This is a genomic window from Streptomyces sp. YIM 121038 (genome assembly GCF_006088715.1).
GTDB lineage: Bacteria > Actinomycetota > Actinomycetes > Streptomycetales > Streptomycetaceae > Streptomyces.
The window spans coordinates 10,043,299-10,070,187 of record NZ_CP030771.1; the positions used below are offsets into that span (position 1 = coordinate 10,043,299).

Consider the following 26,889-nt stretch of genomic DNA (forward strand, 5'->3'; position numbering starts at 1 on the left):
CACGCGCCCGGCTTCCTTCTTCTTGCCCCCTCTTCGCCCGCCCGCGGGCCCCCGCCCCCCCCTTGCGCGGCGGGCGCGGGAGAGGGGGGTTTCAGCGTCTGGGGGCGGGCCGCGGGGCCCGGACGATCCTGCGGGCCCGCCCCGGGGCCGGCACCCCGCCCGCCCCCGGGGCGGGGGCCTGTTCCAGGGCGGCGGCCACCAGGGAGATCAGCCCGGACAGGGCGTCCACCGCGCCGCCGGGCAGCACCCGCAGCAGCTCGCCGTAGACGGCGTCCGCGGCCCGGCGCACCGCGTCCACCACCCGGCGCCCCTCCTCGGTCAGCTGCGCCCACGAGCCGCGCCCGTCGTGCAGGTCGGCCTCGCGGACCACATAGCCGGACTCGGCCATCCTGCGGATGATGTTGCTGGTGCCGCCGGAGGACAGGTGGCAGCGCTCGGCGAGTTCACCGGGCCGCAGCCGGTAGCCGAGCGCCGCGCCGGCCCCGCGCAGGGCGGCCAGGACCTCGAAGTCGGCGCGGGTCAGGCCCCGCTGGGCGGCTTCGGCGTCGGTGACGGCGTCCATGGCGGCCGCCAGGCGGGTGGCCTGGGCGGCCAGGTGCGCCGGGGTGCACGGTGGCGGGGGTGTCTGGGCCATCAGTACCTCTTCCTGTGCCGGCCGCTCGGTGGCGCCAGGCGCGGCACCGAGCGGCAGCGCAGTGTAGACAATCGGGGGCGGGTCCTGGAACGCGGCGCTATTCGCGGCCGGTGGCGGCGGCCATGACCGGCGGGACGCTGTCGGTGACCGGCCGGGGTGCGCGCCCGGTGAGCGCGGCGCCGTAGCCGGGGGGCGTGCTGTGCGCGGGCAGCGCCAGCAGGCTGCGGGCGATGGCGTCGGCGTCGCCCAGGATGACGGAGTCCACTCCCGGGCGGATGCCCGCCGCGGTCGCCCAGTGCACCGCCTCGGTCGGCACGCCGTAGGCGAAGCGGCGCGGGTGGGCGCGCCCGGCGCTGTCGATGAGGTGGTAGGGGCGGGCGGTGACGGCCAGGCCGCCGGTCTCGTAGTCGCCGTGCGGGCCGGTCAGGGTGTGCAGGCGGGCCTGCCCGCTCACCAGCAGGTGGCGCAGCAGCGGGTCGGCGGTGCGGTGCAGGTCGCCGTCGGGCAGCCGGGCCTCGATGAGGGTGCGCGCGGTCACCGGCCGCCCGGGCACGGCCGCGGAGGTGGCCGCGAACACGGGCCCGTCGGGGCCCTGGGCCGGGCGGATGTCCACCTCGGGGCCGATCACGTCCAGCACGCCGGCCTCGATCAGCGCGGCCATCTCCTCGATGCGTGAGGCGGGCGGGCCGATGGACAGGTAGGCGTTGAGCGGGGTGTACCAGCGCTCGAGGTCCTCGCGGTGGGAGTCGGCGCTCAGCCCGCCGTGGTCGACGACCTGGCGGATCTCGTTGCGTAAGTCGCGCAGGACGTCCAGGGCGGCCTTGACCGGCCCGCTGAGGTTGCCCTGGCGGGCCTGGTCCACATCGCGCCGCAGATGGGCCAGGAGCCAGGCGGTGAAGTCGCCGGGGCCGGTGAAGGAGGTCTCCTTGTAGGGCTTGGCGATCTGCTCCCAGTCCCAGCGCCGGCCGGCGGCCACGTGGTGGGTGTCCAGCAGGGAGGCGCGGGCCTGGGGGGAGGGGGCGGCCAGATAGCGCTCGGCCAGGTCCCGGCCCGCGCGCGGGCGGCCTTCGGCGGCCAGCAGGGTGCGGTAGTAGACGGCCTCCACCTCGGTGGCGATCAGCGGCCACAGCTGGGCGGCGAAGTCCAGGGGCTGTTGCCGGCGCAGGCGGGCGATGCGCTCGGCGGTCAGCAGGCGGGGGGTGTGGCGGCCGAAGGCGCCCTTCTCGTTCTCGCCGCGCGCGTGGTAGGGCACGCCGCGCCGGGAGCCGGCCACCAGGTGCGGTTCGCGGCCCGAGGGCCGGTAGGCCAGGCGGCCCTGGCGGCGGTGGAAGGTGCCGCCGCGGCCGAGGGTGAACAGGGCCATGTGGTCGAAGAAGTTCAGGCCCAGGCCGCGCAGCAGCACCGTCTCGCCCGGGGCGATGGCGGACAGGTCCAGGTCGGCGGGGTTGGCGGGGGCGAGGTAGCGCAGCTGGTGGCGGGCGGCGTAGGCGGCCAGGCCGCTCTCGGTGGCCGTCGGGCGCACCGGGGTGTGGCCCTGGGCGAGGACCACCGCGTCCAGGCCGGTCAGGACGGTGCCGTCGGCCAGGCGCAGGGTCTGCGGGCCGTGCGGGTGCGGCCCGGTGTCCTCCAGGGCGGTGGCGCGGGTGGCGTGGGTGCGCACGCTGGTGTGGGCGGGGGCGCGGGAGACGATGTGGGCGAACGCCCAGCGCAGGTAGTGGCCGTAGAAGGCGCGGGTGGGGTAGGCGTCGGGGCGCAGGGTGCGGGCCTGCTCCAGCACCCAGGCGGGGTGGACGGTGCGCGAGCGCGGCAGGGAGCGCGCCCACTGGTACAGGCTCGGGCCGTGCACCAGCGGCCCCTTCATGCGCACCGAGGCGTCGGTGAAGACGGTCACCTGGGAGGCGACGGTGTTCATCAGCAGGTGGGCGGGCTGGTCGGTGCGCCACACGGCGCCCGCGCCGGGCGGGAAGGGGTCGATGACGTGCACGGTCAGCGGGCGGGTGGCCAGGGTGCGGGCGCCGGCGAGGGTCCGCTCCAGGACGGACAGGCCTCGGGGGCCGGCGCCGACGATGGCCAGGGTCAGGGGGCGGCTGTTCATGGCAGAAAGCTCTCCTTGGGCGGGCGGAAAGGGCGGCGCGGGGGCGGCACCGGGGGTGGCGGGGGCGGGTGGTGGTTCAGGGGCGGGCGGCCGGCTGCGGGGCGGGCAGGGGGCGGGCGGCGTCCTGCCAGGCCTGCTGCCAGGCGGCGGCGCGCGGGGCGGGTCCGGCCCGGTAGGGGGTGTGGGGCCAGGCGGTCACGGGCCGGATCCCGTGCAGGGCGTTGACCAGCCACACCTCGTGTCCGCTCAGGTCGGCCGGGCGGGCCGGGCGGGGGGCCAGGGGCACGCCGAGGCGGGTGGCGCGGGCGGTGATCCAGGCGGCGGTGATGCCGGGCAGGACGGGCAGGCGGGGTGCGGGCAGGCACAGTTGCTCGCCGTCCCACCACAGCAGGGTGGCGGAGGTGGCTTCGCTGCCCCAGCCGCCGGGGGCGGTCAGCAGGTAGTCGTCGGCGCCCTTCTCGCGGGCGTGGGCGCGCAGGGCGGCCAGGGCGTCCAGGTCGGGGCCCTTGCGGCGCGGGCAGGTGCGCGGGTCGGGCCCGTACCAGGGACTCAGGCGCACCTGGGTGGTGCGGGCGGGGGCGGGCCGCAGGCGCAGGCCCAGGACCGGCCGGTGGCCGCCGAGGAGTTCGATGCGCGGGAACCAGGCGCCGGTGCGCGGCAGCCGGTCCGCCGCCTGGTCCAGGAAGCCCGCCACGTCCAGGCCGGGGCCGGCGCCCGCGGCCCGGCAGGCGGCCTGGAAGCGGGCCCGGTGCCCGGCCAGGAACCGGGCCCGGCCGTCCTGGACGAGGAAGGAGTCGGCGGCCAGGAGCGGGGCGCGGGGCGCGTCGGCGGGGGCCAGGTGGGAGCCGGGCCGCCAGGCGAACCAGGCCGTGGGCTGGTGGGGCACGGCGCTTCAGTACCTTCCGTGCACGGCGGTGGCCGGTGCGGTGCGCGGCCCGTAGGGGGCGCGCTCCAGCCACTCGCCCCAGGCGGGCACCAGCGGGGCCATGCGGGCGGAGAACTGCTGCAGCAGCCGGGTCCTGCGGTGGCGCGGGCGCAGGTGGGCCAGGGCGGTGCCGGCCGCGCGGGAGTTGAACAGGGCCGCCTCGCGGCGGGCGTGGGCGAACGCGCCGACGGCGGCGGTGTGTTCGCCGCCGGCCAGGGCCTGGGCGACGGCCTCGGCGGCGGCCACCGAGTCGGCGATGCCGCTGTTCATGCCGCGGGCCCCGAACGGCGGGAACAGGTGCGAGGCCTCGCCCACCAGCATCACCCGGTGGGCGGGGTCGGTGAAGGAGTCGGCGACGACCTGCAGGAAGTGGTAGCGCGAGACCCACAGCAGGCGCTCGGCGTAGGCGGGGGGCACCACGCGGGCCACCCAGGCGCGGGCGGCCTCCTCGGTGGCCCACTGCTCGGGGTCGTCGCCGTCCTTGCACTGCAGGTCGAGCTGGAAGCCGCCGGCGAAGGGCACCCGCATCACGCTGCGGCCGTCCAGGGCGGGGTGTTCGTAGGTGAACACGCGTTCCAGGGGCAGGGGGTCGGTGGGGTCCTCGGCGACGTCGACCACGACGTGGAAGGCCTTGGAGCGGGTGCCGCTCATGGGGATGCCCAGGGCGTGGCGCACGGCGGAGCGGGCGCCGTCGGCGGCGATGACGAACCGGGCGTGGTGGACGGTGCCGTCGGCGGTGAACACCCGTACGCCCTCGGGGCCGGGTTCGGTGCCGGTGACGGGGGAGTCCCACAGGAAGCGGACGCCGGCGGCGTGGCAGGCGCGCAGCAGGTGCTTTTCGGTCTCGACCTGGCGCAGGCTGGTGAAGGGCGGCAGGCCGCCGGCGGCGGGCTTGGCGGGGTAGGTGCGGGTGAAGACGTCGCGGTCGCGGTAGACGGTGCGGCGGGTGGGCCAGATGACGCCGTGGTCGATGAGGGTCTGGTCCAGGCCGGGGCTGATGGTGGCGAGCAGGGCCAGGGTGTCGCGGTGGACGAACAGGGCGCGGCTGCCGGGCCGCCGGCGGTCGGCGGGGTCGGCTTCGATGACGGTGACGGGGATGCGGTGGTGGCGCAGGGCCAGGGCCGCGGCGAGTCCGACCGGGCCCGCGCCGACCACCAGGACGGGGTGGGGTGCGGGCTGGGGCGAGGGGGGTGCCATGGTGGGTCCTTCCACGAAACGGTGCGGGCGGGGCGGGTGCGGGAGGTGAAGGGGCGGTGTGTCAGGTGGCGTTGGCGGGGGCGGCGGGGCTCTGGCCGTCGTGGAGCATGCGGGTGATCTCCACGCGGCGGACCTTCCAGGTGGAGGTGCGCGGCACGTCGGCGAAGGGCCAGTGCAGGGGGGCGGCCAGGGCGGGCAGGCCGGCGGTGGCGGTGCGCCAGCGCTCTTCGTCCAGGGGGGCGTCGCGGCGGGTGCAGACCACGGGCACGGGGGTGTGGTCGGTGCCGGGCACGATGATGACTTCCAGGAGTTCGTCCAGGCGGGACATCAGGACGTCTTCGAGTTCGAGGTTGCTGTCGATGGTGTCGATCTGGTCGATCTCGCGGTCGATGAGGCGGAGTTTGCCGCCGCGGTGCAGGGAGCCCATGTCGCCCAGGCGCCACCAGCCGTCGTGGCGCTGCTTCTCGTAGCGTTCGTCCTCGCCGAGGTAGGTCATGATCGTGCCGCGGCCGCGCAGTTCGAGGTGGCCGGCCTGGCCGCGGGGCAGGCGGCGGCCGTTGTCGTCGACGGCCCGCAGCCGGATGAAGCCGGGCAGGACGAAGCCGACGTCGCGGCCGTCGTTCCTGGCGGCGCTCTTGCGGGTGTACCAGGCGCCGGAGATGGGGCCGGTCTCGCTCTGGCCGTAGAGCTGGACGAGCAGGGGGCGCCGGCGGCGGGAGGCGGCGAGCAGGCGCTGGATGGTGCGCGGGTGGATGGCGTCGAAGGTGCTGCTGTAGTAGCGGACGCTGGACAGGGGGGCGCCGGGGGCGTCGGCGAGGTCTTCCCACTGGATGAAGTTGTTGGGGTGGGTCTCGACCAGGCCGGGGCGGGTGCGGGTGAAGATGGGGCCGACGGTGTCGGGGTCGGGGTCGGTGAGGATGACCAGCGGGTTGCCGTAGTTCAGGAAGACGCCCAGGGAGTGGTAGAAGCGGGAGTGGACGTAGCTCATGGCCAGGGCGACGGTCTCCTTCTTGCGGATGGGCCAGGCGATGAGCTGCTGGGGCAGCAGCCGGTGGAAGAGGGCGCGGGCGTTGTGGACCATGAGCTTGTTGACGCCGGTGGTGCCGGAGCTGTGGGTGATCAGGGCGGTCTGGCGGCGGTGCAGGCGCACCGGTTCGCGGCGGGGGGCGTCGGTGATGTCGGCGAGCAGGCGAAGGGAGGCGTGGGCGGTGGTGCCGGCCAGGACGGTGTCGCGTACCAGCGCGGTGAGGTCGGTCTCCTGCAGGGGGCCGGAGAGTTTGGCGGCGTCGCTGATGAGCCACGGCTGGGCCAGGCGCTGAAGGAGCTGGGCGACGACGTCGGGGCTCAGGGCGGCGGACAGGACCACGGGCACGGCGCCGATGCGGGCGGTGGCGGCGGCCAGCAGGGCGATGTCGAAGTTGTCGTCCTTGTGGATGGCGACGCGTTCGGTGGGGCGGATGCCCACGTGCCACAGCCGGGCGGCGAGGTCGTCGACGAGGTCGGCGACGCGGCGGTAGGTCAGGTCGGTGCCGGCGTGGGGGAAGGTGGCCAGGGGCTGGTCGAGGGTGACGGGCACGTCGCCGTGCTTGTCGGCGGCCTTCTCCCACAGCAGGCCGAGGTAGAAGGCCTTTTCGGGCAGGGTGAGCCTGGGCATGAGGGGTGTCCTTTCGTGGCGGCCGCGGGCGGCCGGCCCGGGGCGCGGGTCTGGGCGGGGGTGGTCAGCGGGCGGGGGCGGTGCGGATCAGGAAGCGCTGGAGCTTGCCGGTGGCGGTGCGGGGCAGGGAGTCGACGAACTGCACGCTGCGCGGCACTTTGAAGGGGGCCAGGCGGGCGCGGGCCAGGGCGGTCAGTTCGGCTTCCAGGCCGCTGGTGTGCTCGCCGCGGTGGGGGACGACGAAGGCGCGCAGTTTGGTGGCGCCTTCGGTGTTGGGCAGGGAGGCGACGGCGACGTCGCGGACGGCGGGGTGGGCGGCCAGGACTTCTTCGACTTCGGCGGGGGAGATGGTGATGCCGCCGACCATTTCCAGATCGTCGGTGCGGCCGTGGTGGGTGTAGGTGCCGTCGGGGTTGCGCACGGCGCGGTCGCGGGTGGCCAGCCAGCCGTCGATGAGGGTGCGGGCGGTTTCCTTCGGCCGGTTCAGGTAGCGGGGCATGACGGTGGGTCCGCGGACCCACAGTTCGCCTTCGGTGCCGTCGGCCACGGGTTTCAGGTCGCGGTCGCGCAGCTGGAGTTCGAAGCCGGGGGCGGGGGTGCCGACGGTGCCGGGGGTGTGGCGGGTGAGGCTGTTGGAGGCGAAGGCGTGGCCGGCTTCGGTGGAGCCGAGCTGGTCCAGGACGGGGGCGTCCAGGTGGGCGCTGACGCGGGCGGCCAGGGCGGGGCTGAGGCGTTCGCCGGCGGAGACGGCGGCGCGCAGGGCACCGAAGGCGGCCGGGTCGCTGTGGGCACTCAGGGCGGCGTAGGCGGAGGGGACCGCGTGCAGGTGGGTGACGTGGTGGCGGGCGGCCAGGTCGGCGATGGCCGCGGGGCGGGGCGGGCCGGGCAGCAGGACGGCGGAGCCGCCGGAGTACAGGGGGAAGGCCAGGGAGTTGCCCAGGCCGTAGGCGAAGAACAGTTTGGACACCGACAGGTTGACGTCGTCCTCGCCGATGTCCAGGAGCTGGGCGCCGGCGCCGGTGTAGTAGTGGGCGGGGTCGCGGTGGCGGTGGATGACGCCTTTGGGGGCGCCGGTGGTGCCGGAGGTGTACTGGATGTAGAGGGTGTGGGCGGGGTCGTTCTCGGCGGGCGGGGCGGGGGGCTGGGCGGCGGCGCGGTGCAGGAGCTGGGCGCCGGTGAGGTGGGCCAGGGCGGTGAAGCGGGGGGCCAGGGCGGTGGGGGCCAGGGCCAGGCGGGGGCGGGCGTCGCGCACGATGTGGGCGTGGTCGCCGGCGGCCAGGTGGGGGTTGGCCAGGACGGCGACGGCGCCCAGGCGGGCGGTGGCCAGGAACGCGGTGACCCAGGCGATGCCGTCGGGCAGGGCGAGCAGGACGCGGGTGCCGGGGCGGGCGCCGGCGTCGGCCAGGACGGTGGCGGCCCGGGCGGCGAGCTGGTGGAGGCGGCCGTGGGTGAGGGTGAGGTCGTTCTCGTGGTAGGCGGGCCGGTCGAGCCATCGGTTGCGGGCGGCCCGGCGGGCGAGGTCTGCGGCCATGTTCATGGCGGGAGGGGTCCTGTTCTGCGCAAAGGGGGGTGGGGGCCAGGGCGCGCGGCGCGGGGCCGTGGCCCCCCGCGGGGGCGTGGCGGGCTCAGACCGTGGCGGGCACCTCCGCGGCCTGGGCCTCCTGGACGGCGGCGGCGGTGGCGGTGGCGGGGTGCAGGGCGCGCAGCGGGGCGGCGGCCTTCAGGAGCATTTCCTGGTACTCGTCGTCGGCGTCGGAGTCCAGGACGATGGCGCCGCCGGCGCCGATGCGCCACTGGTCGCCGATGCGCACGGCGGTGCGGATGACGATGTTCAGGTCGGCGGTGCCGTTGGTGGACAGCCAGCCGATGGAGCCGGAGTACACGCCGCGGGCCTCGGTCTCCAGGGACTCGATGATCTCCATGGTGCGGCGCTTGGGGGCGCCGGTCATGGAGCCGCCGGGGAAGCAGGCGCGCACCGCGTCGATGGCGTCGGTGTCCTCGCGCAGGGTGCCGCGGATGGTGGAGACGAGCTGGTGGACGGTGCGGTAGCTCTCGGTGGCCATCAGGCGGGGCACGTGCACGCTGCCGACCTTGCTGACCCGGCCGAGGTCGTTGCGGAGCAGGTCGACGATCATGAGGTTCTCGGCGCGGGTCTTGGCGCTGTCGGTCAGGGAGTCGCGCAGCCGCCGGTCCTCGCGCGCGTCGTCGCTGCGCGGGACGGTGCCCTTGATGGGTTTGGTCTCGATGGTGCCGGCGCGGTCGATGGTCAAGAAGCGCTCGGGGGAGGAGCCGGCGATCTCCACGTCCTCGCCCAGGCGCAGATAGGAGGCGTAGGGGGCGGGGTTGACGTGGCGCAGGGTGCGGTAGAAGTCCAGGCCGCTGCCGCCGGCGGGGGCCCAGGCGGCGTTGGTGAGGCAGACCTCGTAGCTCTCGCCGGCGCGCAGCTGCTGGTGGATGTCGGCGATGCGGGCGGCGTAGGCGTCGGCGTCGTGGACGAGCCAGGGCTCGACGGGGGCGGTGCTGGGCTCGGCGGTGGTGGCCGTGCGCGGGGGCAGGGCCAGCAGGGCGGCGGCGGTCGACTCCAGCCAGCGCACGGCGTCCTCGGCGCCGCCGGGCCCGCCCGGCTGCCCGGTGGCGCTGAGGGCGGCCAGATAGGTGGTGCCGTCGTGGTGGTCGACGGCGATGAAGCGGTCGGCGAAGAGCCAGACGGCGTCGGGGGTGGGGGCGCGGTGCTTGTTGGTGGCGCCCAGGTCGCCCTTGAGCTCGTAGCCGAAGTAGCCGACGTAGCCGCCGGTGAAGTCGAAGGGCAGGTGGGGGGCGCTGGTCTGACGGTGGCGCAGTTCGCTTTGCAGGTAGTCGAAGACGGTGCCGGGCACCTGCTCGGTGGCCCGGCCGGTGCGGGTGACCTCGACGTGGCCCTGGCCGGTGCGGTAGCGCACGGTCTCCGCCAGCGGCCCGGCGGCGTCGCCGAAGAAGGAGAACCGGGCCCGCCCGGCCTCGGCCAGGGCGCTGTCGAGCCAGAACACCGGGGCCTTCGCGGCGCCGTACAGGTGGGTGAAGGCGGTCTCGGTGTCGATCTCCTTTTCCAGGATGCGCAGGTGCAGCTGGTAGGGCGCCGGGGCGGGGGCGGCGGTCCGGGGGGCGGGCGCGGCGGCCTCGGGGCGCGGCGCGGGGGCGGGGCGGGCGGCGGCCTCGGGGTGGCGGGCCTGGTGGGCCAGGGTCAGGTCGCGGAAGTTGGCGAGCATCTGGTGGCCGTACTGGGTGGAGACCGACTCGGGGTGGAACTGCACGCCCCACAGCGGCCGTTCGCGGTGCCGCACGGCCATGATCACGCCGTCCTCGGCCCAGGCGGTGGCCTCCAGGGCGGCGGGCAGGGGCTCGGCGATGGCCAGGGAGTGGTAGCGCACGGCGGTGAAGTCCTGCGGCAGGTCGGCGAACACCTCCTGCGCGGTGTGGGTGATGCGGCTGAGGTAGCCGTGGCGGGCCTGGGGGGCGCGGGCGATGACCGCGCCCGCGGCGGCGGCGATGCCCTGGTGGCCCAGGCACACGCCGAGCACGGGGATGGCCGCGCGTTCGATGATGCGGGCGCTGGCGCCGAAGTCCTCGGCGCGGCCGGGGTGGCCGGGGCCGGGGGAGATCACGACGTTGTCGTAGGCGCTGAGGTCGAGGTCGGCGGCGCCGGGGGCGTCGTTGGTGACCACGTCGGGCTCCTCGCCGTTGACCTCGGCGATGAGCTGGAAGAGGTTGTAGGTGTACGAGTCGTAGTTGTCGATCAGGAGGGTCTTCATCACGGCTCCGTCGGGCGCGGGCTGGCAGAGGGGCGGGGGCGGGTCAGCCGCGGGCGATCAGGTCGGCGGCGGTCTGGGCCAGCAGGCGGGCCTGGTCGTCGTTCAGGCGCGGGTCGCACAGGGTGCGGTAGGCGCGGGCCAGGCCCTGCTCGTTGCGCGGGCCGCCGGCGCCCAGGCACTCGGTGACGCGGTCGCCCGCGACCTCCAGGTGCAGGCCGCCGGGCCACTGGCCGGCGCGGTGCAGGATCTCGATGAACGCGCTCGTCTCGGCGACGATGTCGTCCATGTGCCGGGTCTTGTGGCCGGTGGCGGCGGTGAAGGTGTTGCCGTGCATGGGGTCGCACGCCCACACCACCTGGTGGCCGGCCTCGGCGACGGTACGGATCATCTCCGGCAGCAGCCGGCGCACGTCGGCCGCGCCCAGGCGGGCGATGAGGGTCAGGCGGCCGGGGCGGCGGTGCGGGTCGAGCCGGTGGCACAGGGCGATCAGGTCGCCGCGGCTGATGCCGGGGCCGATCTTGACGGCGACGGGGTTGGCGATGTGGGCCAGCAGCGCGATGTGGGCGCCGTCCACCTGGCGGGTGCGGTCGCCCACCCAGGGCAGGTGGGTGGAGAGCAGGTAGTCCTCGCCGGTGCGCGCGTCCCGGCGCACGAAGGGCTCCTCGTAGTCGAGCAGCAGGGCCTCGTGGCTGGTCCACAGGCCGGTGCGGCGCCAGCCCTCCTCGGTGCGGTGGGTGCGGCCGTAGTCGTCCAGGACGGCGCGCAGGGTGCCGTCCCAGGAGCGCGGGCGGCGGGTGCTGATGCTGGCGGCCGACAGCGGGGTGAGGTCGGAGGCGGCGCGGTGGGCGATGATGTGCAGCTCGCTGAGCAGGGCGCGGGCGCTGTGGTAGCCGGCCAGCAGGCGCCGCGGGTCGGGGATGCGGGCGGTCGGGTCGGCGTCGGGGGCGTTGACGTTCAGGCCGCGGAAGACGGGCAGGGCGCGGCCGCCGACGATCTCCTCGGGCTTGGAGCGCGGCTTGGCGTACTGCCCGGCGATGCGGCCCACCGTCATGGTGGGCACGTCCAGGCGGTTGCTGATGATCTCGCCCATCTCGCCCAGGACGCGGTGCTTGCCCTGCAGGGCGGCCACGCCCATGGCGCCGGTGGGCTCGGCGCAGTCACCGGCCTGCAGCAGGAAGGCCTGGTGTGCGCTGACGTCGGCGAGCGCCGCGCCGACCTGGCGCACGTCGGCGGCGGCGGTCAGTGCGGGAAGGCGGGCCAGCTCCCCGGCGACGTCGGCGACGGCGGCCGGGTCGGGCCACGGCGGCTGCTGGGCGGCGGGCAGGCCGCGCCAGGGCGGCGCGGTCAGGGTGGCGGTGCGGGCCGGGGGAGCGGGTGCGGCCAGGGGCATGGCGAATCTCTTTCGAAGGCGGGGCGGGCACCGGGGTGCGCCGCGAAACGGCGGGCGGGCGGGGCGGGCGGGCGGGGCGGTGGTGCTGGGGTGGGGGCCGGTGCGCCCCCGGGCGGGGCGGGCGCACCGGCCGGTGCGGACAAGGACTCGGGCGGGGCAGGGGGTCAGGCGGGGCGGATGAGGGCTTTGGGTTCCAGGAGGAATCCGGCGAGGCTGCCGTCGTGGGGCAGTTCGGGGCGCGAGAGCCAGGGCCGGACGTCCCCGGTGGTGACCTTGCGGACGCTCGGCTCGTGCAGGAGCTGCTCGGCCAGGTGGGTGTGGCGGCCGGTCAGGCTGACCACCAGGGAGTTGCGCAGGGGGGCGGTGCCGTGCGTCTCGTCCCAGGGGGCGACGACGACGAAGGGGAAGGGCAGTTCGGTGCCGACCAGGGGGTGGTGCGGGTCGTCCACGGAGATCACCAGCGGGCGCATCACGACGCTGGTGTCGTCCAGGGCGGTCAGCGGCCCCTGCGGGTAGCGGGCGCTGGAGTGGTCGGTGCCCTGGGCGGCGAGCCCGGCCAGATAGGGGCCAAGGGCCTCGGCGTTGGCCCGGGTGGTGGCGGGCAGCAGGGCGTGTGCCGAGGTGACGGGCAGCGGCGCCGGCGCGGCCAGGCGCTCGGCCAGGGCGTCCGCGAGGGCGCTGACGTCACCGCTGGTCAGGACGGCGGAGATGTTGTTGCAGCGCACGCCGCCGTCGTCGGCGATCCACGAGGTGAGGCTCGCGGGCAGGGCGGCGGCGCTGTCGGCGTCCACCAGGGCCTTGCTGCGGCCGGGGCCGCGCACCAGGATGTCGCGCCGGTTGCCGTAGCGGGCGGCCGCGTCCGGGCCGCCGTAGACGATGCCCAGGTCGGCCTGGTCCAGCAGGTGGTCGCCCAGGTCGTGGCCGCCGGGCAGGAAGGCGAGCCGGTGCGCGGGCAGCCCGGCCTTCAGCAGTGCCGCGGTCAGCCGGCGGGGGGTGAAGGGGTCCTTGCTGCCGGGGCGCAGCAGCACGCTGTAGCCCAGGGAGAGGGCGCGCACCCAGGTGACGTTGGGCTCGGGGTGGTTGTTGGGCACGATGACGGCCAGGACCCGGCCGCGCGGCACCCAGTGGCGGGCGAAGGCGCCCTCGGCGAAGGGGGCGGGCAGTTCGGCGGCGTTGAGCTCCTCGATGCGGGCCAGGGCCGAGCGGATGCCGGCGGTGGCGCGCTCGACGGTGCCGCGCGGGGAGCCGGTGGCCAGCGCCACCCGCCGCTGGTACTCCTGGGGGCTCTCGCCGTCCAGGGAGGCGGTGGCGAACAGCTCCCCGGCGGCGGCGAACACCTCGGCCCCGGGCGCGCCGGCTCCTGCGTGGGCGCGCAGCTCGTGCACGGCGGCCTGGGCCAGCAGCCGGGGGGCGAGGCCGATCTCGGCGACCACCTGGCCGTCCACGCCCGTCAGTTCGGCCCGGTCGCGGCTGTCGACCTCCCGTCCGGCGATGACCGGGTTGAGCCGCACGGCAGGGGCGAGCTCCTCGACGGCGGCGGGGGCGGGGGCGTGCATCAGTAGACCCCCTCGATGACGCGGGCGCCGCCCTGGGAGGGCAGCGGGGCGATGTCGGCGAGCCCGTCGACGCTGTCGCCGGGCGCGGGGCGCACCCGGATCGCGGTGTCGCGCTCCAGCACGTTGGGCAGGAACATGTCGCGGCTGAGCAGGTGCACGCGCACCTGGCCGCGCTCGCCGTAGGCCACCGGCGCGCCGTGGCCGTCGACGAGCTCGACCACGGACTGGGGGAAGAAGGGGCGGAAGACGGCCGGGTGCATATCGCCGTCCAGGCGCGGGCGCTGCGGGGCGATGCCCATCAGGGTGTTGCCGTAGATCGCGGCGATCCGCGCCCGCGGGAAGAACGTCTCCTCGATCTGGCGCAGCGACTCCGCGCTGATGCTCGTGCCCGCCCACACGATGCCCTCCAGGCCCGCGGCCAGGCGTTCGTACAGATCACGGCGGCCCACCAGCGCCTCCAGGACCGGCGGGGTGATGAACAAGACCTTGATGTCCTGGGACTGCACGATCAGTTCGACCTGGTCCAGCAGGTACGCGCGGTACTCGCCGGCCAGGTCGGTGCGGCCCGAGCCCAGCAGGCGCTTGACCCAGCGCGGGTCGAAGTCGACGGTGAAGGCCACCCCGCCGCGGCGCTGCGCCAGATGGCGGATGGTGCGCCCGACCACGTGCGGCCCGGTGGGGCCCACGTGCAGCCAGTTGCCGGTGGCGGGGAAGCCGTGGGCGTCAAGGACGGTGCTGACCCAGTCGACGTTCAGGCCGCGCGAGACGCTGTCGACGACGCGCTTGGGCGCGCCCAGGGTGCCGCCGGACTCGAAGACCTCGAAGGGCGCCCCGGTGTGCCCGGCCGGGATCAGGTCCTCCACGGCCACGGTGCGCAGCTGGTCGCTGACGTCGGGGAAGCGGTGCAGGTCGGACAGGCCCTGGATGTCACGGACCGGGTCGAAGTCCAGCGTGGGGGCGATGCGCAGCCAGAACGGCGAGCCGGTCGCGGCACCGAAGTGCCAGCGCAGCGTCCGGCGCAGATGGGCGTCGGCATCGGTGTCCAGGGGGACCAGGGGGGCGTGCGGGAGCAGTTCGGTCATGGTGTGTCAGCCCAATTCGTCAGGGTGGGGTGGAAACGGGGCAGGCCTGAGCCGGTGGCGCGCTCAGGCCTGGGCGGGCATCGCGGGCAGGGAGGTACCGGGCGGGGGGAGCACCCATAAATAGCTTTCAGAAAAGCTTTCTTGATGTCAAGAGTCAGCCGCGATGCGCAGCGAATTGGGCATCAGTGAATCCCCAACAACCCCTACAAATACGGTGATTCAGCAACGCGAGACCGGCGAAGGGCGGGTGGACTCCACGGGTCTGGCTTCTTTCGGAAAAGCTTCTTGGGGTAGGCGGGCGGGGGCGGAGGCCCCGGAGTGGGGCGGGGTGGTGGGGAGGTGCCCGTCGCCTGATGGACCGTCAGTGGCAGCCCGGCGGCCTCACCATGACGGCCCGTCGGCAGCGGCCCGGCGGAACGGCCGCACAGCCGTCGAAGCCCGGCGATGACAGCCCCCGGCGGCGACCGGTGCCACGCGGGCAGAGAGGCGACCCGATGACGACGAAGCCCCGGCGGCAGCCCGGCCACCGCCCGGCTACGGCGAGGCCTCCCGGTGCCAGCGCGCCAGCACCCCGGGGGCGAGGAGGTCACACCCCGGCAACGCCGGCACACCAGCCCGGCGGCAGCACGGCCGCACCCCGGCGGCGGGGCAGGGGACCCGGCACGGGCGCGGAGCCCGGCGGCGGCGCGGCCGCACCCCCGGCCCCGGGCCGCCCCCGGCCAATGGCTGCGACAGTGGGAAGTCGCGCTTCCCCCGCCACCGGAACCCTTCCTACCGTGCAGGGCATGACCACTGCCGAGTCCTTCCCCCGCCTGAAGCTGTCCGAGCTGGCCCCCCAGGTCTACTCCGCCATGGGACGCCTGCACGCCACCGCGGAGAAAGCCGCCCAGGAAGCGGGACTCGAGCACTCCCTGCTCGAACTCGTCAAGATCCGCGCCTCGCAGATCAACGGCTGCGCCTTCTGCATCGACATGCACACCCTGGACGCCCGCGCCGCAGGCGAGCGCGAACAGCGCCTGTACGCCCTCAGCGCCTGGGAGGAGACCCCCTTCTTCACCGCCCGCGAACGCGCCGCCCTGGCCCTGACCGAAGCCGTGACCGTCATCCACACCGACCACGTGCCCGAGCACGTCTACCAGGCGGCCCTCAAGGAGTTCAGCGAGGCCGAAGTCGCCCAGCTCATCTGGGCCGCCGCGGTGATCAACGCCTACAACCGCATCGCCATCTCCACCCGCATGGTGCCCGGCAACTACACCCCCAAGGCGTGACACCCCTGACCGCGCACTCCCACCGTGCCGCCGGCGCTCCCGGCCCCGGCCCCGGCCGCGCCGGGCGGCACCCGCGCTGAAAAGGGCCGCAGATGACCCGCCGCACCCCCTGCCACCCCGCCGAACAGCCCGCCCTGCTGCGCGCCCAGCAGTTCGCCGACCCCTTCACCCGGCGCCTGCTCACCCACCGCGGCTCCACCACCGCGCTGCTCGAACACCACCTGGGCGCGCCGCTGGCCCTGCGCCTGGTGGCCCAGCGGGTGCGGCGCACCGGCATGGAAGCCGCCCACCTGCTGCCCCTGCTGGGCCTGCGCGCCGACGAGCCCTGGCTGGTGCGCCGCACCGAACTGCGCCACCACGCCCACGCGGCCGTCTCCCGCAACCTCGTCATGGGCCCCGTGCCCCGCCGCGCCGACCTGTGCACCATCCTCACCAGCACCACCGTCCCGCTGGGGCGGGCCCTGGCCGAGCACCGCCTGCCCCAGTGCCGCCGCCTGCTGCGCGTGGGCTGCTCCCCGTGGCGCCCCCTGGCCACCACCGCCGCCTGGCGCGGCTACGTCGTACACGTCGACGACGAACAGCCCTTCTACGTGGAGGAGTTGTTCCACCCCGCCATCGCCCCGGCCCGCCTGCGCCCCGCCGCGCACCTCGAGCCCGCGGCGGCCTCATGAGCGAGGTCACCGTCGTCGGCGCCGGCCCGGTGGGCCTGGCCGCGGCCCTGGCCGCCCGCCACCACCGCCTGCCCGTCACCGTCCTGGAAGCCCACCCCGAACACCGCCCGCGCCCCGGCAGCCGCGCCATCTTCGTGCACCGCGCCACCCTGGACCTGCTCGATGCGATCGACCCCGGCCTGGGCCGCACCATCGCCCACGAGGGCCTGGTCTGGCGCACCCGGCGCACCCTGTGGCGCGGCCGGCCCGTCCACACCCGCACCTACCACGGCCCCGCCGACCGCATCCCCTTCACCAGCCTGCCCCAGACGGTGGTGGAGGACCTGCTGCGCACCGCCTGCCACCGGGCGGGCGCCGAGATCTGCTGGGACCAGCCCGTCACCGACATCCGCACCACCCCGCGCGCCGCGGAACTCATCACCGCGGGCGGCTACTGCCACCGCACCCGCTACGTCATCGCCGCCGACGGCGCCCGCTCCACCCTGCGCACCCGCCTGGGCATCCCCCTGAAAGGCACGACAGCTCCCACCGGCTTCGCCGTGGCCGACCTGACCGGCGAGGCCGGTGGCCTCACCCCCGCCCGCGTCTTCCACTACCGCCACCCCGCCGCCGGCGGCCGCAACGTGCTGCTCGTGCCCTTCGCCGGCGGCTGGCGCGTCGACGTCCAGTGCCGCGACGGCCAGGAAGCCGCCACCTGGGCCGCCACCGCCGCCCGCTGGCTGCCCGACCTGCTGCCCGGCGCCCGCCCCGACGACCTGTCCTGGTCCTCCGCCTACCGCTTCCACCAGAAAGTCGCCGCCCGCTTCACCGACCCCCACCACCGCGTGCTCCTGGCCGGCGAGGCGGCCCACCTGCTGCCCCCCTTCGGCGCGCGCGGCATGAACTCCGGCATCGCCGACGCCGTCGCCGCCGCCCGCGCCATCGCCGAAGCCACCCCCCAGGCCCTGGCCGGCTGCGCCCGCGCCCGGCGCGCCGCGGCCCACGCCAACGTCCGCGCCGCCGCGAGCGCCCTGGCCCACCTCCAGGCCGCCCGGCCCCTGCGGCGCACCACCCAGCACGCCGCCGCCCTGCTCGCCCCCCGCGTCGCCCGCGCGGGCCGCTGGCTGGACCGCGCCCCCTTCGGCCCGCCCCTGCACACCGTCCACTACTGACGCCCCCTCACCACCCGGCCCCCACAGCCGAGTTGAGCGACTTGCCACAGTAACCCCCTGCGTGTTGCCCCCCACCCGCGAGCACACCACGCTGTGCCGCAACCGACCCGCCAAGGAGAACCCCCGTGCTCCACCGCGCTCTTGGCACCACCGGCCCCCAGGTGTCCGCCCTGGGCCTGGGCTGCATGGGCATGTCCGCCCTGTACGGCCCCGCCGACCGCGACGAGTCCCTGGCCACCGTCCACGCCGCCCTCGAAGCGGGCATCACCCTCCTGGACACCGGCGACTTCTACGGCATGGGCCACAACGAACTGCTCATCCGCGACGCCCTGCGCCACCACCGCCGCGACGAGGTCCAGCTGAGCGTGAAGTTCGGCGCCCTGCGCCGCCCCGACGGCACCTTCCTGGGCTACGACGGCCGCCCGGAGGCCGTCCACACCTCCCTGGCCTACTCCCTGCAGCGCCTGGACACCGACCACATCGACGTCTACCGCATCGCCCGCTGCGACCCCCAGGTCCCCATCGAGGAGACCGTCGGCGCCATCAGCGAAGCCGTGAGCGCCGGATACGTGCGCCACATCGGCCTGTCCGAAGCCGGCTGCGACAGCATCCGCCGGGCCGCGGCCACCGCCCCCATCGCCGACCTGCAGATCGAGTACTCCCTGCTGGGCCGCGGCATCGAGGCCCACATCCTGCCGGTCTGCCGCGAACTGGGCATCGCCACCACCGCCTACGGCGTCCTGGCCCGCGGCCTGATCAGCGACAACTGGCCCCGGGGCCGCGCCTTCACCCCCGACGACGTCCGCGGCCACACCCCCCGCTACACCGGCGCCAACGCCGAGTACAACCTCGACCTCGTCGAGACCGTGCGCGCCCTGGCCAAGGAGCGCGGCACCACCGTCGCCCAGACCGCCATCGCCTGGGCCCTGGCCAAGGGCCCCGACATCGTGCCCCTGATCGGCGCCCGCACCCGCGAGCGCCTGGCCGAGGCCCTCGGCGCCCTGGACACCCCCCTCAGCCCCGAGGAGCTCACCCGCATCGAGGAGGCCATCCCTCCCGACGCGGCCCGCGGCGACCGCTACCCGGCCGACCAGATGCGCTACCTCGCCCCCCACACCCCCTGACCACCCGCCACGCCACGCCCCGTACCCCGTACGCCACGCCACGATCCGTACCCCGTACGCAACGCCCGTACGGGCCCGCCACCTCAAGCACCCCGCACACCGTCACGAAAGGGAACACCATGCCCACCAGAAGGGCCCTCCTGGGCGCCGGCGCGGGTATCGCCCTCGCCTCCTCCAGCACACTCCTGGTCGGCTCACCCCTGGCCCAGGCACGGCCCCGGCCGCCGCGCGGGCCCCGCACCAACTGGGGACAGCTGTGCGCGGCCCTCCAGGGCGACCTCGTCCTGCCCGGCGACAGCCGCTACGACCGCGCCCGGCAGCTGGCCTCCGCCCAGTTCGACCACCTGCGCCCGCAGGCCGTCGCCTACTGCGAGAACGCCACCGACGTGGCCACCTGCATCCGCTTCGCCCAGGACAACGACATCCACACCGCGATCCGCAGCGGCGGCCACAGCTTCACCGGCTGGTCCACCACCCAGGGCCTGGTCATCAACCTCACCCGCCTCAACTCGGTGCGCACCAGCGGCTCCACCGTCCACGTCGGGCCCGCCACCCAGATGGTCGACGTCGTCGCCCAGCTGGCCGCCCACGGCCTGGCCGTGCCCGGCGGCTTCTGCCCCACGGTGTGCCCCGGCGGCTTCGTGAGCGGCGGCGGCCACGGCTGGCAGCACCGCAAGTACGGGCCCGCCAGCGACCGCCTGGTCGGCGCCCAGGTCGTCCTGGCCGACGGCCGCGTCGTCACCACGTCCGCCAAGCAGAACCCCGACCTGCTGTGGGCGCTGCGCGGGGGCGGCGGCGGCAACTTCGGCGTCATCACCGACCTCGAACTGGCCCCCACCCAGGTGCCCGTGGCCACCACCTTCACCCTCACCTGGGACTGGGCCAAGGCCCAGGACATGCTGGTGGGCTACCAGCAGTGGGCCCGCAACGCCGCCCCCGAAGTGGCCCCCGACGCCGTCCTGCTGCTGCCCGACGCCCGCCCCGGCGCCGTGCCCACCGCCATGGTCACCGGCGCCTACCTGGGCACCGCCGGCCCCCTGAAGACCTCCCTGGACCAGCTGGTCTCCCTGGTCGGCAGCGCGCCCGCCTCCCGCGTCAGCGAGGAACTGCCCTACGACAAGGCGATGATGCAGCGCTTCGGCTGCGCCACCCTCACCACCCCCCAGTGCCACACCAGCGGCACCGGCGCGAGCCTGCCGCGCACCACCTACACCAAGAACCGCGGCCGCATGTTCAGCCGCCCGCTGCCCGCCGGCGGCCTGGGCGATCTGCTGAGCGCCTTCGAAGCGGCCCGCAGCGCCGGGCAGACCCGCGTCATCAGCCTGATGGCCCTGGGCGGCAACGCCAACCACGTCGCCTCCGACGCCACCGCCTACGTCCACCGCGACGCGGAGTTCACCTGCGTGTGCGGCATCGACCTGAGCACACCGCAGCCCACCGCGGCACAGGAGAAGGCCGCACAGGACTGGGTCGACGGCTGTTTCGCCGCCGTCGACCCGCACTCCAACGGCCGCGCCTACGTCAACTACCCCGACCCCAAGCTCGCCGACTTCGCCCAGGCCTACTACGGCACCAACCTGCCGCGCCTCACCCAGGTCAAGCGCCGCTACGACCCGCACGGCTTCTTCCGCTTCCCCCAGGCCATCACCCCCTGACCCCGCCCCTCCCGCCGCCCCGGCCCGCCGGGCGGCGGGACCCGCCGGACGCCCGCCCCCCCCGCCGCCGGGGGCGGGCCCCGGCCCCCTACCGCCGCCCTGTGCCCGTCCCGCCCAGCGAGGTGCTCCCATGCCCGAACCCAGCGGGCCCGCCCCGGCCCCCGCCCCGCCCCTGCCCGGCAGCGGCCACCCCGCACCCGGCACCGGCACCGGTGCGGGCGCGCCCGCCCAGGACACCGGCCTGCTGGCCCCCGTCCGCGCGGGCGTCCCGGCCGAGGAAGCCGTCACCGACCAGGCCTGGCTGCACGCGATGCTGGCGGCCGAGGCCGCCCTGGCCCGCGCCCAGGCGAGCCTGGGCACCATCCCCGCCCCGGCGGCCGCCGTCATCACCCGGGCCGCCGCCACCACCCGCATCGAGGCGCGCCTGCTGGCCCTGGCCGCACGCGAGAGCGCCAACCCGGTCGTGCCGCTGGTCAAGGAGTTCACCCGCGAGGTCGCCGCCCTGGACCCCGCGGCCGCCGAACACGTCCACCGCGGCTCCACCAGCCAGGACATCCTCGACACCGCCACCATGCTGGTCACCGCGCACGCGCTGCGCCTGATCCGCGCCGACCTGCACCGCACCGCCCAGGCCCTGGCCCGCCTGGCCCGCACCCACCGCGACACCCTGGCCACCGCCCGCACCCTGGCCCTGCACGCCCTGCCCACCACCTTCGGCCTGAAGGCCGCCAGCTGGCGCCAGCTCGTCCAGGACGCCCTCACCCGCCTGGACCGCCTCCTCGACGGCGGCCTGCCCGTCTCCCTGGGCGGCGCCGCGGGCACCCTGGCCGGCTACCTCGAACACGCCACCGCCGCCGCCGACCCCGCCTCCTACACCGAGGACCTCACCCTGGCCTTCGCCACCGAGACCGGCCTGGCCACCCCCGACCTGCCCTGGCACAGCCTGCGCACCCCCATCGCGGACACCGCCGCCGTCCTGGCCTTCACCGCGGGCGCGCTGGGCAAGTTCGCCATCGACGTCCAGACCCTCACCCGCACCGAGATCGGCGAGGTCACCGAACCCACCCGGCCCGGCCGCGGCAGCTCCTCGGCGATGCCCCACAAACGCAACCCCGTGCTGTCCACCCTGATCCGCAGCACCGCCCTGCAGGTGCCCGCCCTGGCCGCCACCCTCTTCCACTGCCTGCTCTCGGAGGACGAGCGCTCGGCCGGGGCCTGGCACGCCGAATGGCAGCCGCTGCGCGAGGCGCTGCGCCTGGTCGGCGGCGCCGCCCACACCGCGGCGGCCCTCGCCGAGGGCCTGCGCACCGACCCCGAGCGGATGCGCCACAACACCGGCCTGACCCAGGGCCGCATGCTGGCCGAACGCCTCGCCGCCGCCCTGAGCGCGCCGCTGGGCCGCGCCCGCGCCAAGGCGCTGCTGTCCCAGGCCTCCGACGAGGCCGCCCGCACCGGGCGCCCGCTGGCCGAGGTCCTGGCCGCCCGGCCCGAACTGGCCGCCCACCGCGCCCTGATCGCCCCGCTGCTGGACCCCGCCCACTACACCGGCGCCGCCGCCCCGCTGGTGGACCGGGCACTGCCCCGGCGGGCGGACACCTGAACGACCGACAGGTGATCCACCCACACCCGATCGAGCGCAGTCACCCCCCACGGGCCCCGCGCCCGCCCCGCCCGGCCCTAGCCTGAGGTCTCCGCACCGCGCCCGCCCCCCGATCCGCCGGGGACGCGCGCGGTGGCCCCCCCTTTTTACGTCAAGGAACCGGACACCTCTGTCGTGGAACTGCACCTGAAGGACAAGGTCTTCCTGGTCACCGGAGCCTCCGCCGGGATCGGCGAGGCCACCGCCCGGCTGCTGGCCGCCGAGGGCGCACAGGTCGTCACCGTCGCCCGCACCCCCCACACGATCACCGCCCCGGGCCCGGCCGTCGACTGCCTGGCCGCCGACGTCACCGACCCCGACGCCCCCGCCCGCCTCCTGGAGGCCGTCCTGGAGCGCCACCGGCACCTGGACGGCCTGGTGAACAACGTCGGCGGCCTCACCTCGCGCACCGGCTTCCTGGACGTGAGCGACGAGCAGTGGCTGCACAGCTTCGCGCTGAACTTCCACTCCGCGGTGCGCATGAGCCGGGCCGCCCTGCCCGCCCTGCTGGAGCGCGGGGCGGGCAGCATCGTCCACGTCGCCAGCGAGGCCGCCCGCTTCCCCGACGCCCCCGTCGTCGACTACGCCGCCGCCAAGACCGCGCTGCTGTCGGTCTCCATGACCCTGGCCGCGGAGTTCGGCCCCCGCGGGGTGCGCTCCAACGTCGTCTCGCCCGGCCCCACCCGCACCGCCCTGTTCGACGCCCCCGGCGGCTTCGCCGACCAGCTCGCCGCCCGCTTCCAGCGCCCCCGCGAGGAAGCCGTCGACCACTTCGTGCGCGAGGTGCGCCGCCTGCCCACCGGCCGCATCGGCACCCCCGACGACGTCGCCCGCGTCATCGCCTATCTGCTCTCGCCCCTGGCCGGGCAGGTCACCGGCGCCGAATGGGCGGTGGACGGCGGCGCCCTGCGCCAGCTGTGAACCACCCCGCCGCGGCGCGCTGTTACTCCTGCTCCACCGCGGCGGCGGGGGAGGGGACGGGGGCGGTCAGGTCCCGCCACTGCCGCATCGAGCGGATGATGCTCTGGCTGACGTGGTCCAGCAGCAGGCCCATCCCCCGCAGCCGCGCCCCCGCGGGCGTGTCGGCGCCCAGGATGCCCGCGCCCTCGTACGCGGTCTGCGCCAGGGCGGCGTTGCGCCGCAGGTTGCCCAGGATCGCGCGGTGCATCACGTCGCCGTCGATCAGGTACCGGTCGTGGCGGCGGCCCGCGTCGCGCTCGCGGCGCACGATCTCCTGCTGCTCCAGCTGGCTGATGGCCTTGGAGACCGAGGCCGGGCTGACGTGCAGGCGTCGCGCGAGGTCGGCGGCGGTGACGCTGCCGGAGTCGGTGACGCAGATGCAGGCGAGCACCCGCGAGACCATCCCCTGCAGGCCGATGCCGACCAGGAGCCGCACGAGCTGCTGCTCGAAGTCGCGCACCGCCTGGGCGTCACGGCCGTAGCCGTGGGCCTGGGCATCGGGCACCGAGGGCTGCGCCGCGCCCGCGGCGGGGGGCCTGCCGCGCCGGGCCCGGCGCCCGGCCGCGTGGTGGGCGCGGTCGGCCCGGTACTCGCGGGGGCCGCCGTTGCGCATCACCTCCCGGGTGACGGTCGACGTCGGCCGCCGCAGGCGTTTGGCGATCTCGGTGTACGAAAGCCCGTCGGCCATCCCCGCCGCGATGAGCCGGCGGTCCTGCTGCGTCAGTCTGTTTCCTGGCATGGATGGTCACCTCGTGCGCTGGGTGTGCGGTGGCCAGTGTGCGTACAGATACAGCTCGTTGCAAAGCATGAATCAGCCACTCATTGCATTAACCAGCAGGCCCTTTGCAAGAGTTTCCCCCTGCTGAACTGGGCACCCACCCCATACGGGCCACCTCATTCGTTGACCCGAAAATGAACGCAACATAGCGTTTTCCGTACGTTGAAGGCCCCGTGACACACCGCCGCAGCCCCCGGCCCCGCCCGGGAACGGCGAAGGCCCCCTCCGGGCGGAGGGGGCCTTCGTGTGGAGCGCCCGGCAGGCCTTGCACCTGCATTTCCCATCGGATGATGGACGTCTTTCCTTGGACCACAGACGCGTGACTCCCGTGCCCTGCACCGGAGTTACGTGAAGATCATACACCGGCCGCGGGCCCGCCGGTGCCACCGCGCCCGGCACGCCCCGCAGGCCCGCGGGGATGCTTCACATCCGCTCGGCGCCGGCCCGGATCGCCTCGCGGATGCGGGGGTACGTACCGCAGCGGCAGATGTTGCGGATGCCGTCCAGGTCGGCGTCGGTGACGGCGCGGCCCTCCTGGGCGAGGCGGCGCACCAGGGCCACGGCGGCCATGATCTGGCCGGGCTGGCAGTAGCCGCACTGGGCCACGTCCTGCTCCAGCCAGGCCTGCTGCATCGGGTGCAGCTCGGCGTCCACGGTGGCGGCCAGGCCCTCGATGGTGGTGACCTCGTCGTCGGGGGCGAGGTCCTTGACCGGGATGGCGCAGGGGTTGGCCGCCTTGCCGTTGAGGTGGCTGGTGCAGGCCTTGCAGACGTTGATGCCGCAGCCGTACTTCGGCCCGGTCACGCCCAGCAGGTCGCGCAGCACCCACAACAGCCGCTCGTCATCGGCGGCTTCGACGGTGACCTGCTCGCCGTTGAGACGGAACGTGTGCTCGGGCACGGCAACTCCTCGGTGTGGGGCGGCCCTTGACGGGCAGGGGGCGGGGGTGGGGGCGGGGCGGTTCAGCGGACGTGGTCCAGGCCGTCGGTGGGCGAGGCGGGCACGGGCGGCACGGTCGGCTTGGGCGTGAAGGAGAGCGTGCCGTGGTTGACCGGGAAGCGGGTGGGCATGGTGCCCGTCGCCCGCCCGTAGGCGCAGGCGACGGCGGCCATGGAGGCGGCCACGCCCAGTTCCCCGGCGCCGCCGGGCTCGCCGCCGGCGGAGGGCATGAGCAGGACCTTCAGCTCCAGGGGGGTGTTCCACTGCCGGGTGTAGAAGTAGTTGTCCCAGCTCGCCTCGAGGAAGTGTCCCTCGCGCAGGTGCAGGCTGGAGGTCAGCACCTGGGCGATGCCGTCCATGACGGCGCCCGTCATCTGCGCCTCCAGGCCGCGCGGGTTGACGGCCAGGCCGACGTCCACGGCGACGACGGCCTTGGTGACGCGCGGCCCGCTCACCCCGTCCCGCACCGGCCTGTTCACCGTTTCGGGACGGCAGTCGATCTCGACCAGGACGGCGCTGGCCGACCGGTACTCGCCGTGGAAGGCGATGCCCTGCGCGGTCCCGGCCGGCATCGGCCGCCCCCAGCCGCCGGCTTCGGCCGCCTTGTCCAGGACGGCCCGGAAGCGCTTCTCGCGCAGCAGACCGCGCCGCAGGGCCAGGGGGTCCTGGCGCGTCTTCGCGGCGAGCTCATCGATGATGAGCTCGCGCGCGCACACGACGTCGGGGGAGTAGACCCCGCGCATGCTGCCGGTGTTGAAGCCCTTGTTGGTCTCGCTCAGCAGCCGGCTGTGCACGGCGATGTCGTAGGGCATGGACTGGGTGAGGTGGAAGAAGGTCTGGGAGAACGCGGCGTCGCCCACCGGCAGCTTCGCGGCCAGGGCGGTGAAGACCTCGCCGAGCCCGTGGCCGAAGTCGGTGGCCACGCTGGTGTGCCGCTGCTTGTAGCTGAGCACCGTGCCGCCGGCGTAGGCGGCCCGCACCCGGGAGGTGGCCATGGGGTGGGCGCGGCCCTGGCGCGCGTCGTCCGCCCGGTGCCACATGAGCTTGACCGGCTTGCCGAACGTCTGGGAGATCTCGGCGGCTTCCAGCGCGGCGTCGAGGAACAGCTTGCGCCCGAAGGAGCCGCCGCCCTCGGTGACGTGCACGGTCACGGCGCCCGGGGCGAGCCCCAGGCGGGCCGCGATGGCCTGCTTGGCGACGATCGGCGCCTTCAGGCCCGACCAGATCTCCGCCCGGTCCGCCCGCACGTCGGCGATCGCGCAGTTGGGCTCAAGGGCGCTGTTGCCGCGGAAGTGGAAGGTGAAGCGGGCCTCCACCGACGGCGTCAGCGCGGGCAGCCCCAGCGGCAGTTCCGCCTCCTTGAGCTCCTGGAGCACCGACTCGTCCGAGGCCCCGTCCGCGCTGCCGGGCCGCCACGCCACCCGCAGCGCGCGCACGGCCTCGATGCACTGCCCGAAGGTCCGCGCGCGCACCGCGACCCCGGTGGAGACCACGCCGACATCGGTGACGCCCGCCATGGCACGCACCTCATCGAGGTTGGCCACCGAACCCACCCGGCCGTTGATGGTCGGCGCCCGGCACACCATGGTCGGCCGCGCGCCGGGCACGTCGAGGTCCATCGCGAACTTCTTGCGGCCCGTCACCGCGGCGAGCGCGTCGATGCGGTTGTGCGGCCGGCCGATGACGGTGAAGTCCGCGCGGTCCTTGAGGTCCACCCAGGCGCGCCGCACCGTGACGCTCGCCGCCTTGGCGGCGAGCGCACCGATGCCGATGGCGGTGCCCGCGCCGTCGGTGACGGTGCCCGCCCGCAGCGTGAGACCGGCGAGCGGGGCGCGCAGTTCGGCGGCCGCGGCCCGCAGCAGCCGCTCCCGGGCGACGGCGGCGGCCACCCGGATGGGCAGATAGGTGGAGATGGTGGTGTTGGAGGCGCCGGTGAGCTGGTTGAACACCAGCTCCGGCCGGGCATCGGCCAGGGTGACGCGCACCCGCTCCAGGGGCACGTCCAGCTCCTCGGCGATCAGCATGGCCGTCGACGTGGTGATGCCCTGGCCGACCTCGGCCCGCGGCAGCGCGAAGGAGACCGTGCCGTCGGCGTGCACCTCGACCGTGATCAGGTTCGACGTCGGCAGCGCCGCGGTGGTCATCACGTCGTTGAGGTCCACCAGTTCGGTGATGTCCGCCTCGGCCGCGGGCGCCGCCCCCAGCTCGGCGGCCGTCACCAGGGTGGGAGCGGCCAGCACGAACCCGAGGAACCGCCGCCGCCCCACCCCCTCCCCGCCCGGCCCCGCCGCGCCCTGCGGCTCAACTCCCGCCCCGGCCGCGCCCGTTGCCCTGCTGCGTGAACGCATCCCACATTCCCTCCCGGCACCCGCACGCACTCGTA

At 75.3% G+C, this 26,889-nt stretch carries 20 protein-coding genes; 7 read left to right on the forward strand and 13 right to left on the reverse strand.

Annotated features, from left to right (window positions below; all coding sequences use genetic code 11):
• Nucleotides 1-91 precede the first annotated feature (91 nt).
• The 10 genes from C9F11_RS42355 to C9F11_RS42405 form a co-directional block, all read right to left on the reverse strand.
• Complete coding sequence (locus C9F11_RS42355; RefSeq protein ID WP_138957335.1) at nt 92-634, reverse strand: MarR family transcriptional regulator; 543 nt, start codon at nt 632-634, stop codon at nt 92-94.
• A gap of 97 nt (nt 635-731) precedes the next feature.
• Nucleotides 732-2,729 (reverse strand): FAD/NAD(P)-binding protein, encoded by a 1,998-nt coding sequence (locus tag C9F11_RS42360; protein ID WP_138957334.1) that lies wholly within the window; start codon nt 2,727-2,729, stop codon nt 732-734.
• 76 nt (nt 2,730-2,805) lie between these two features.
• On the reverse strand, nt 2,806-3,615 hold the full coding sequence (locus tag C9F11_RS42365; RefSeq protein ID WP_212767778.1) for an aminotransferase class IV: 810 nt from the start codon (nt 3,613-3,615) through the stop codon (nt 2,806-2,808).
• 6 nt (nt 3,616-3,621) lie between these two features.
• Nucleotides 3,622-4,851 carry an FAD-dependent oxidoreductase gene (locus C9F11_RS42370; protein ID WP_138957333.1) on the reverse strand — a complete coding sequence of 410 codons (1,230 nt, stop codon included), beginning with the start codon at nt 4,849-4,851 and terminating at the stop codon, nt 3,622-3,624.
• Nucleotides 4,852-4,912: 61 nt separating this feature from the next.
• Nucleotides 4,913-6,505, reverse strand: a complete 1,593-nt coding sequence (locus C9F11_RS42375; RefSeq protein ID WP_138957332.1) for an AMP-binding protein — start codon at nt 6,503-6,505, stop codon at nt 4,913-4,915.
• Between the two features lie 64 nt (nt 6,506-6,569).
• Complete coding sequence (locus C9F11_RS42380) at nt 6,570-8,042, reverse strand: AMP-binding protein (RefSeq protein ID WP_138957331.1); 1,473 nt, start codon at nt 8,040-8,042, stop codon at nt 6,570-6,572.
• An 88-nt stretch (nt 8,043-8,130) separates the two neighbouring features.
• Complete coding sequence (pabB, locus tag C9F11_RS42385) at nt 8,131-10,293, reverse strand: aminodeoxychorismate synthase component I (protein ID WP_138957330.1); 2,163 nt, start codon at nt 10,291-10,293, stop codon at nt 8,131-8,133.
• A 43-nt stretch (nt 10,294-10,336) separates the two neighbouring features.
• On the reverse strand, nt 10,337-11,683 hold the full coding sequence (locus C9F11_RS42390) for a 3-deoxy-7-phosphoheptulonate synthase (protein WP_138957329.1): 1,347 nt from the start codon (nt 11,681-11,683) through the stop codon (nt 10,337-10,339).
• A 164-nt stretch (nt 11,684-11,847) separates the two neighbouring features.
• Nucleotides 11,848-13,239, reverse strand: coding sequence for an aldehyde dehydrogenase family protein (locus tag C9F11_RS42400; protein WP_138957327.1), 1,392 nt, complete (start codon nt 13,237-13,239; stop codon nt 11,848-11,850).
• Nucleotides 13,239-14,321, reverse strand: coding sequence for an AMP-binding protein (locus tag C9F11_RS42405; RefSeq protein ID WP_138957326.1), 1,083 nt, complete (start codon nt 14,319-14,321; stop codon nt 13,239-13,241). Before C9F11_RS42405 ends, C9F11_RS42400 begins: the two co-directional genes overlap by 1 nt.
• A 785-nt stretch (nt 14,322-15,106) precedes the next feature.
• On the opposite strand from C9F11_RS42405, the gene C9F11_RS42410 reads away from it, so the two are divergent.
• The 7 genes from C9F11_RS42410 to C9F11_RS42440 all read left to right on the forward strand — a co-directional run bounded on the left by C9F11_RS42410 (nt 15,107) and on the right by C9F11_RS42440 (nt 22,750).
• Entirely contained in the window at nt 15,107-15,589 is a 483-nt protein-coding gene (locus C9F11_RS42410) for a carboxymuconolactone decarboxylase family protein (protein ID WP_138957325.1), read from the forward strand.
• A 92-nt stretch (nt 15,590-15,681) separates the two neighbouring features.
• Nucleotides 15,682-16,260, forward strand: a complete 579-nt coding sequence (locus tag C9F11_RS42415; RefSeq protein ID WP_138957324.1) for a hypothetical protein — start codon at nt 15,682-15,684, stop codon at nt 16,258-16,260.
• Nucleotides 16,257-17,411, forward strand: a complete 1,155-nt coding sequence (locus C9F11_RS42420; RefSeq protein WP_138957323.1) for an FAD-dependent monooxygenase — start codon at nt 16,257-16,259, stop codon at nt 17,409-17,411. Before C9F11_RS42415 ends, C9F11_RS42420 begins: the two co-directional genes overlap by 4 nt.
• 125 nt (nt 17,412-17,536) lie before the next feature.
• Nucleotides 17,537-18,535, forward strand: a complete 999-nt coding sequence (locus tag C9F11_RS42425; RefSeq protein WP_138957322.1) for an aldo/keto reductase — start codon at nt 17,537-17,539, stop codon at nt 18,533-18,535.
• A 119-nt stretch (nt 18,536-18,654) separates the two neighbouring features.
• Complete coding sequence (locus C9F11_RS42430; protein WP_138957321.1) at nt 18,655-20,190, forward strand: FAD-binding oxidoreductase; 1,536 nt, start codon at nt 18,655-18,657, stop codon at nt 20,188-20,190.
• Nucleotides 20,191-20,320: 130 nt separating this feature from the next.
• Nucleotides 20,321-21,790 (forward strand): lyase family protein, encoded by a 1,470-nt coding sequence (locus C9F11_RS42435; protein ID WP_138957320.1) that lies wholly within the window; start codon nt 20,321-20,323, stop codon nt 21,788-21,790.
• A 174-nt stretch (nt 21,791-21,964) separates the two neighbouring features.
• Nucleotides 21,965-22,750, forward strand: coding sequence for an SDR family oxidoreductase (locus tag C9F11_RS42440; protein WP_138957319.1), 786 nt, complete (start codon nt 21,965-21,967; stop codon nt 22,748-22,750).
• 22 nt (nt 22,751-22,772) lie between these two features.
• On the opposite strand, the gene C9F11_RS42445 is transcribed toward C9F11_RS42440, so the two are convergent.
• The 3 genes from C9F11_RS42445 to C9F11_RS42455 all read right to left on the reverse strand — a co-directional run bounded on the left by C9F11_RS42445 (nt 22,773) and on the right by C9F11_RS42455 (nt 26,854).
• Nucleotides 22,773-23,528 (reverse strand): helix-turn-helix domain-containing protein, encoded by a 756-nt coding sequence (locus tag C9F11_RS42445; RefSeq protein WP_138957318.1) that lies wholly within the window; start codon nt 23,526-23,528, stop codon nt 22,773-22,775.
• Between the two features lie 462 nt (nt 23,529-23,990).
• A complete protein-coding gene (locus C9F11_RS42450) occupies nt 23,991-24,467 on the reverse strand; it encodes a (2Fe-2S)-binding protein (RefSeq protein ID WP_138957317.1) in 477 nt (158 codons plus the stop codon).
• A 62-nt stretch (nt 24,468-24,529) separates the two neighbouring features.
• Nucleotides 24,530-26,854, reverse strand: a complete 2,325-nt coding sequence (locus C9F11_RS42455; protein ID WP_138957316.1) for a molybdopterin cofactor-binding domain-containing protein — start codon at nt 26,852-26,854, stop codon at nt 24,530-24,532.
• Nucleotides 26,855-26,889: the final 35 nt, after the last annotated feature.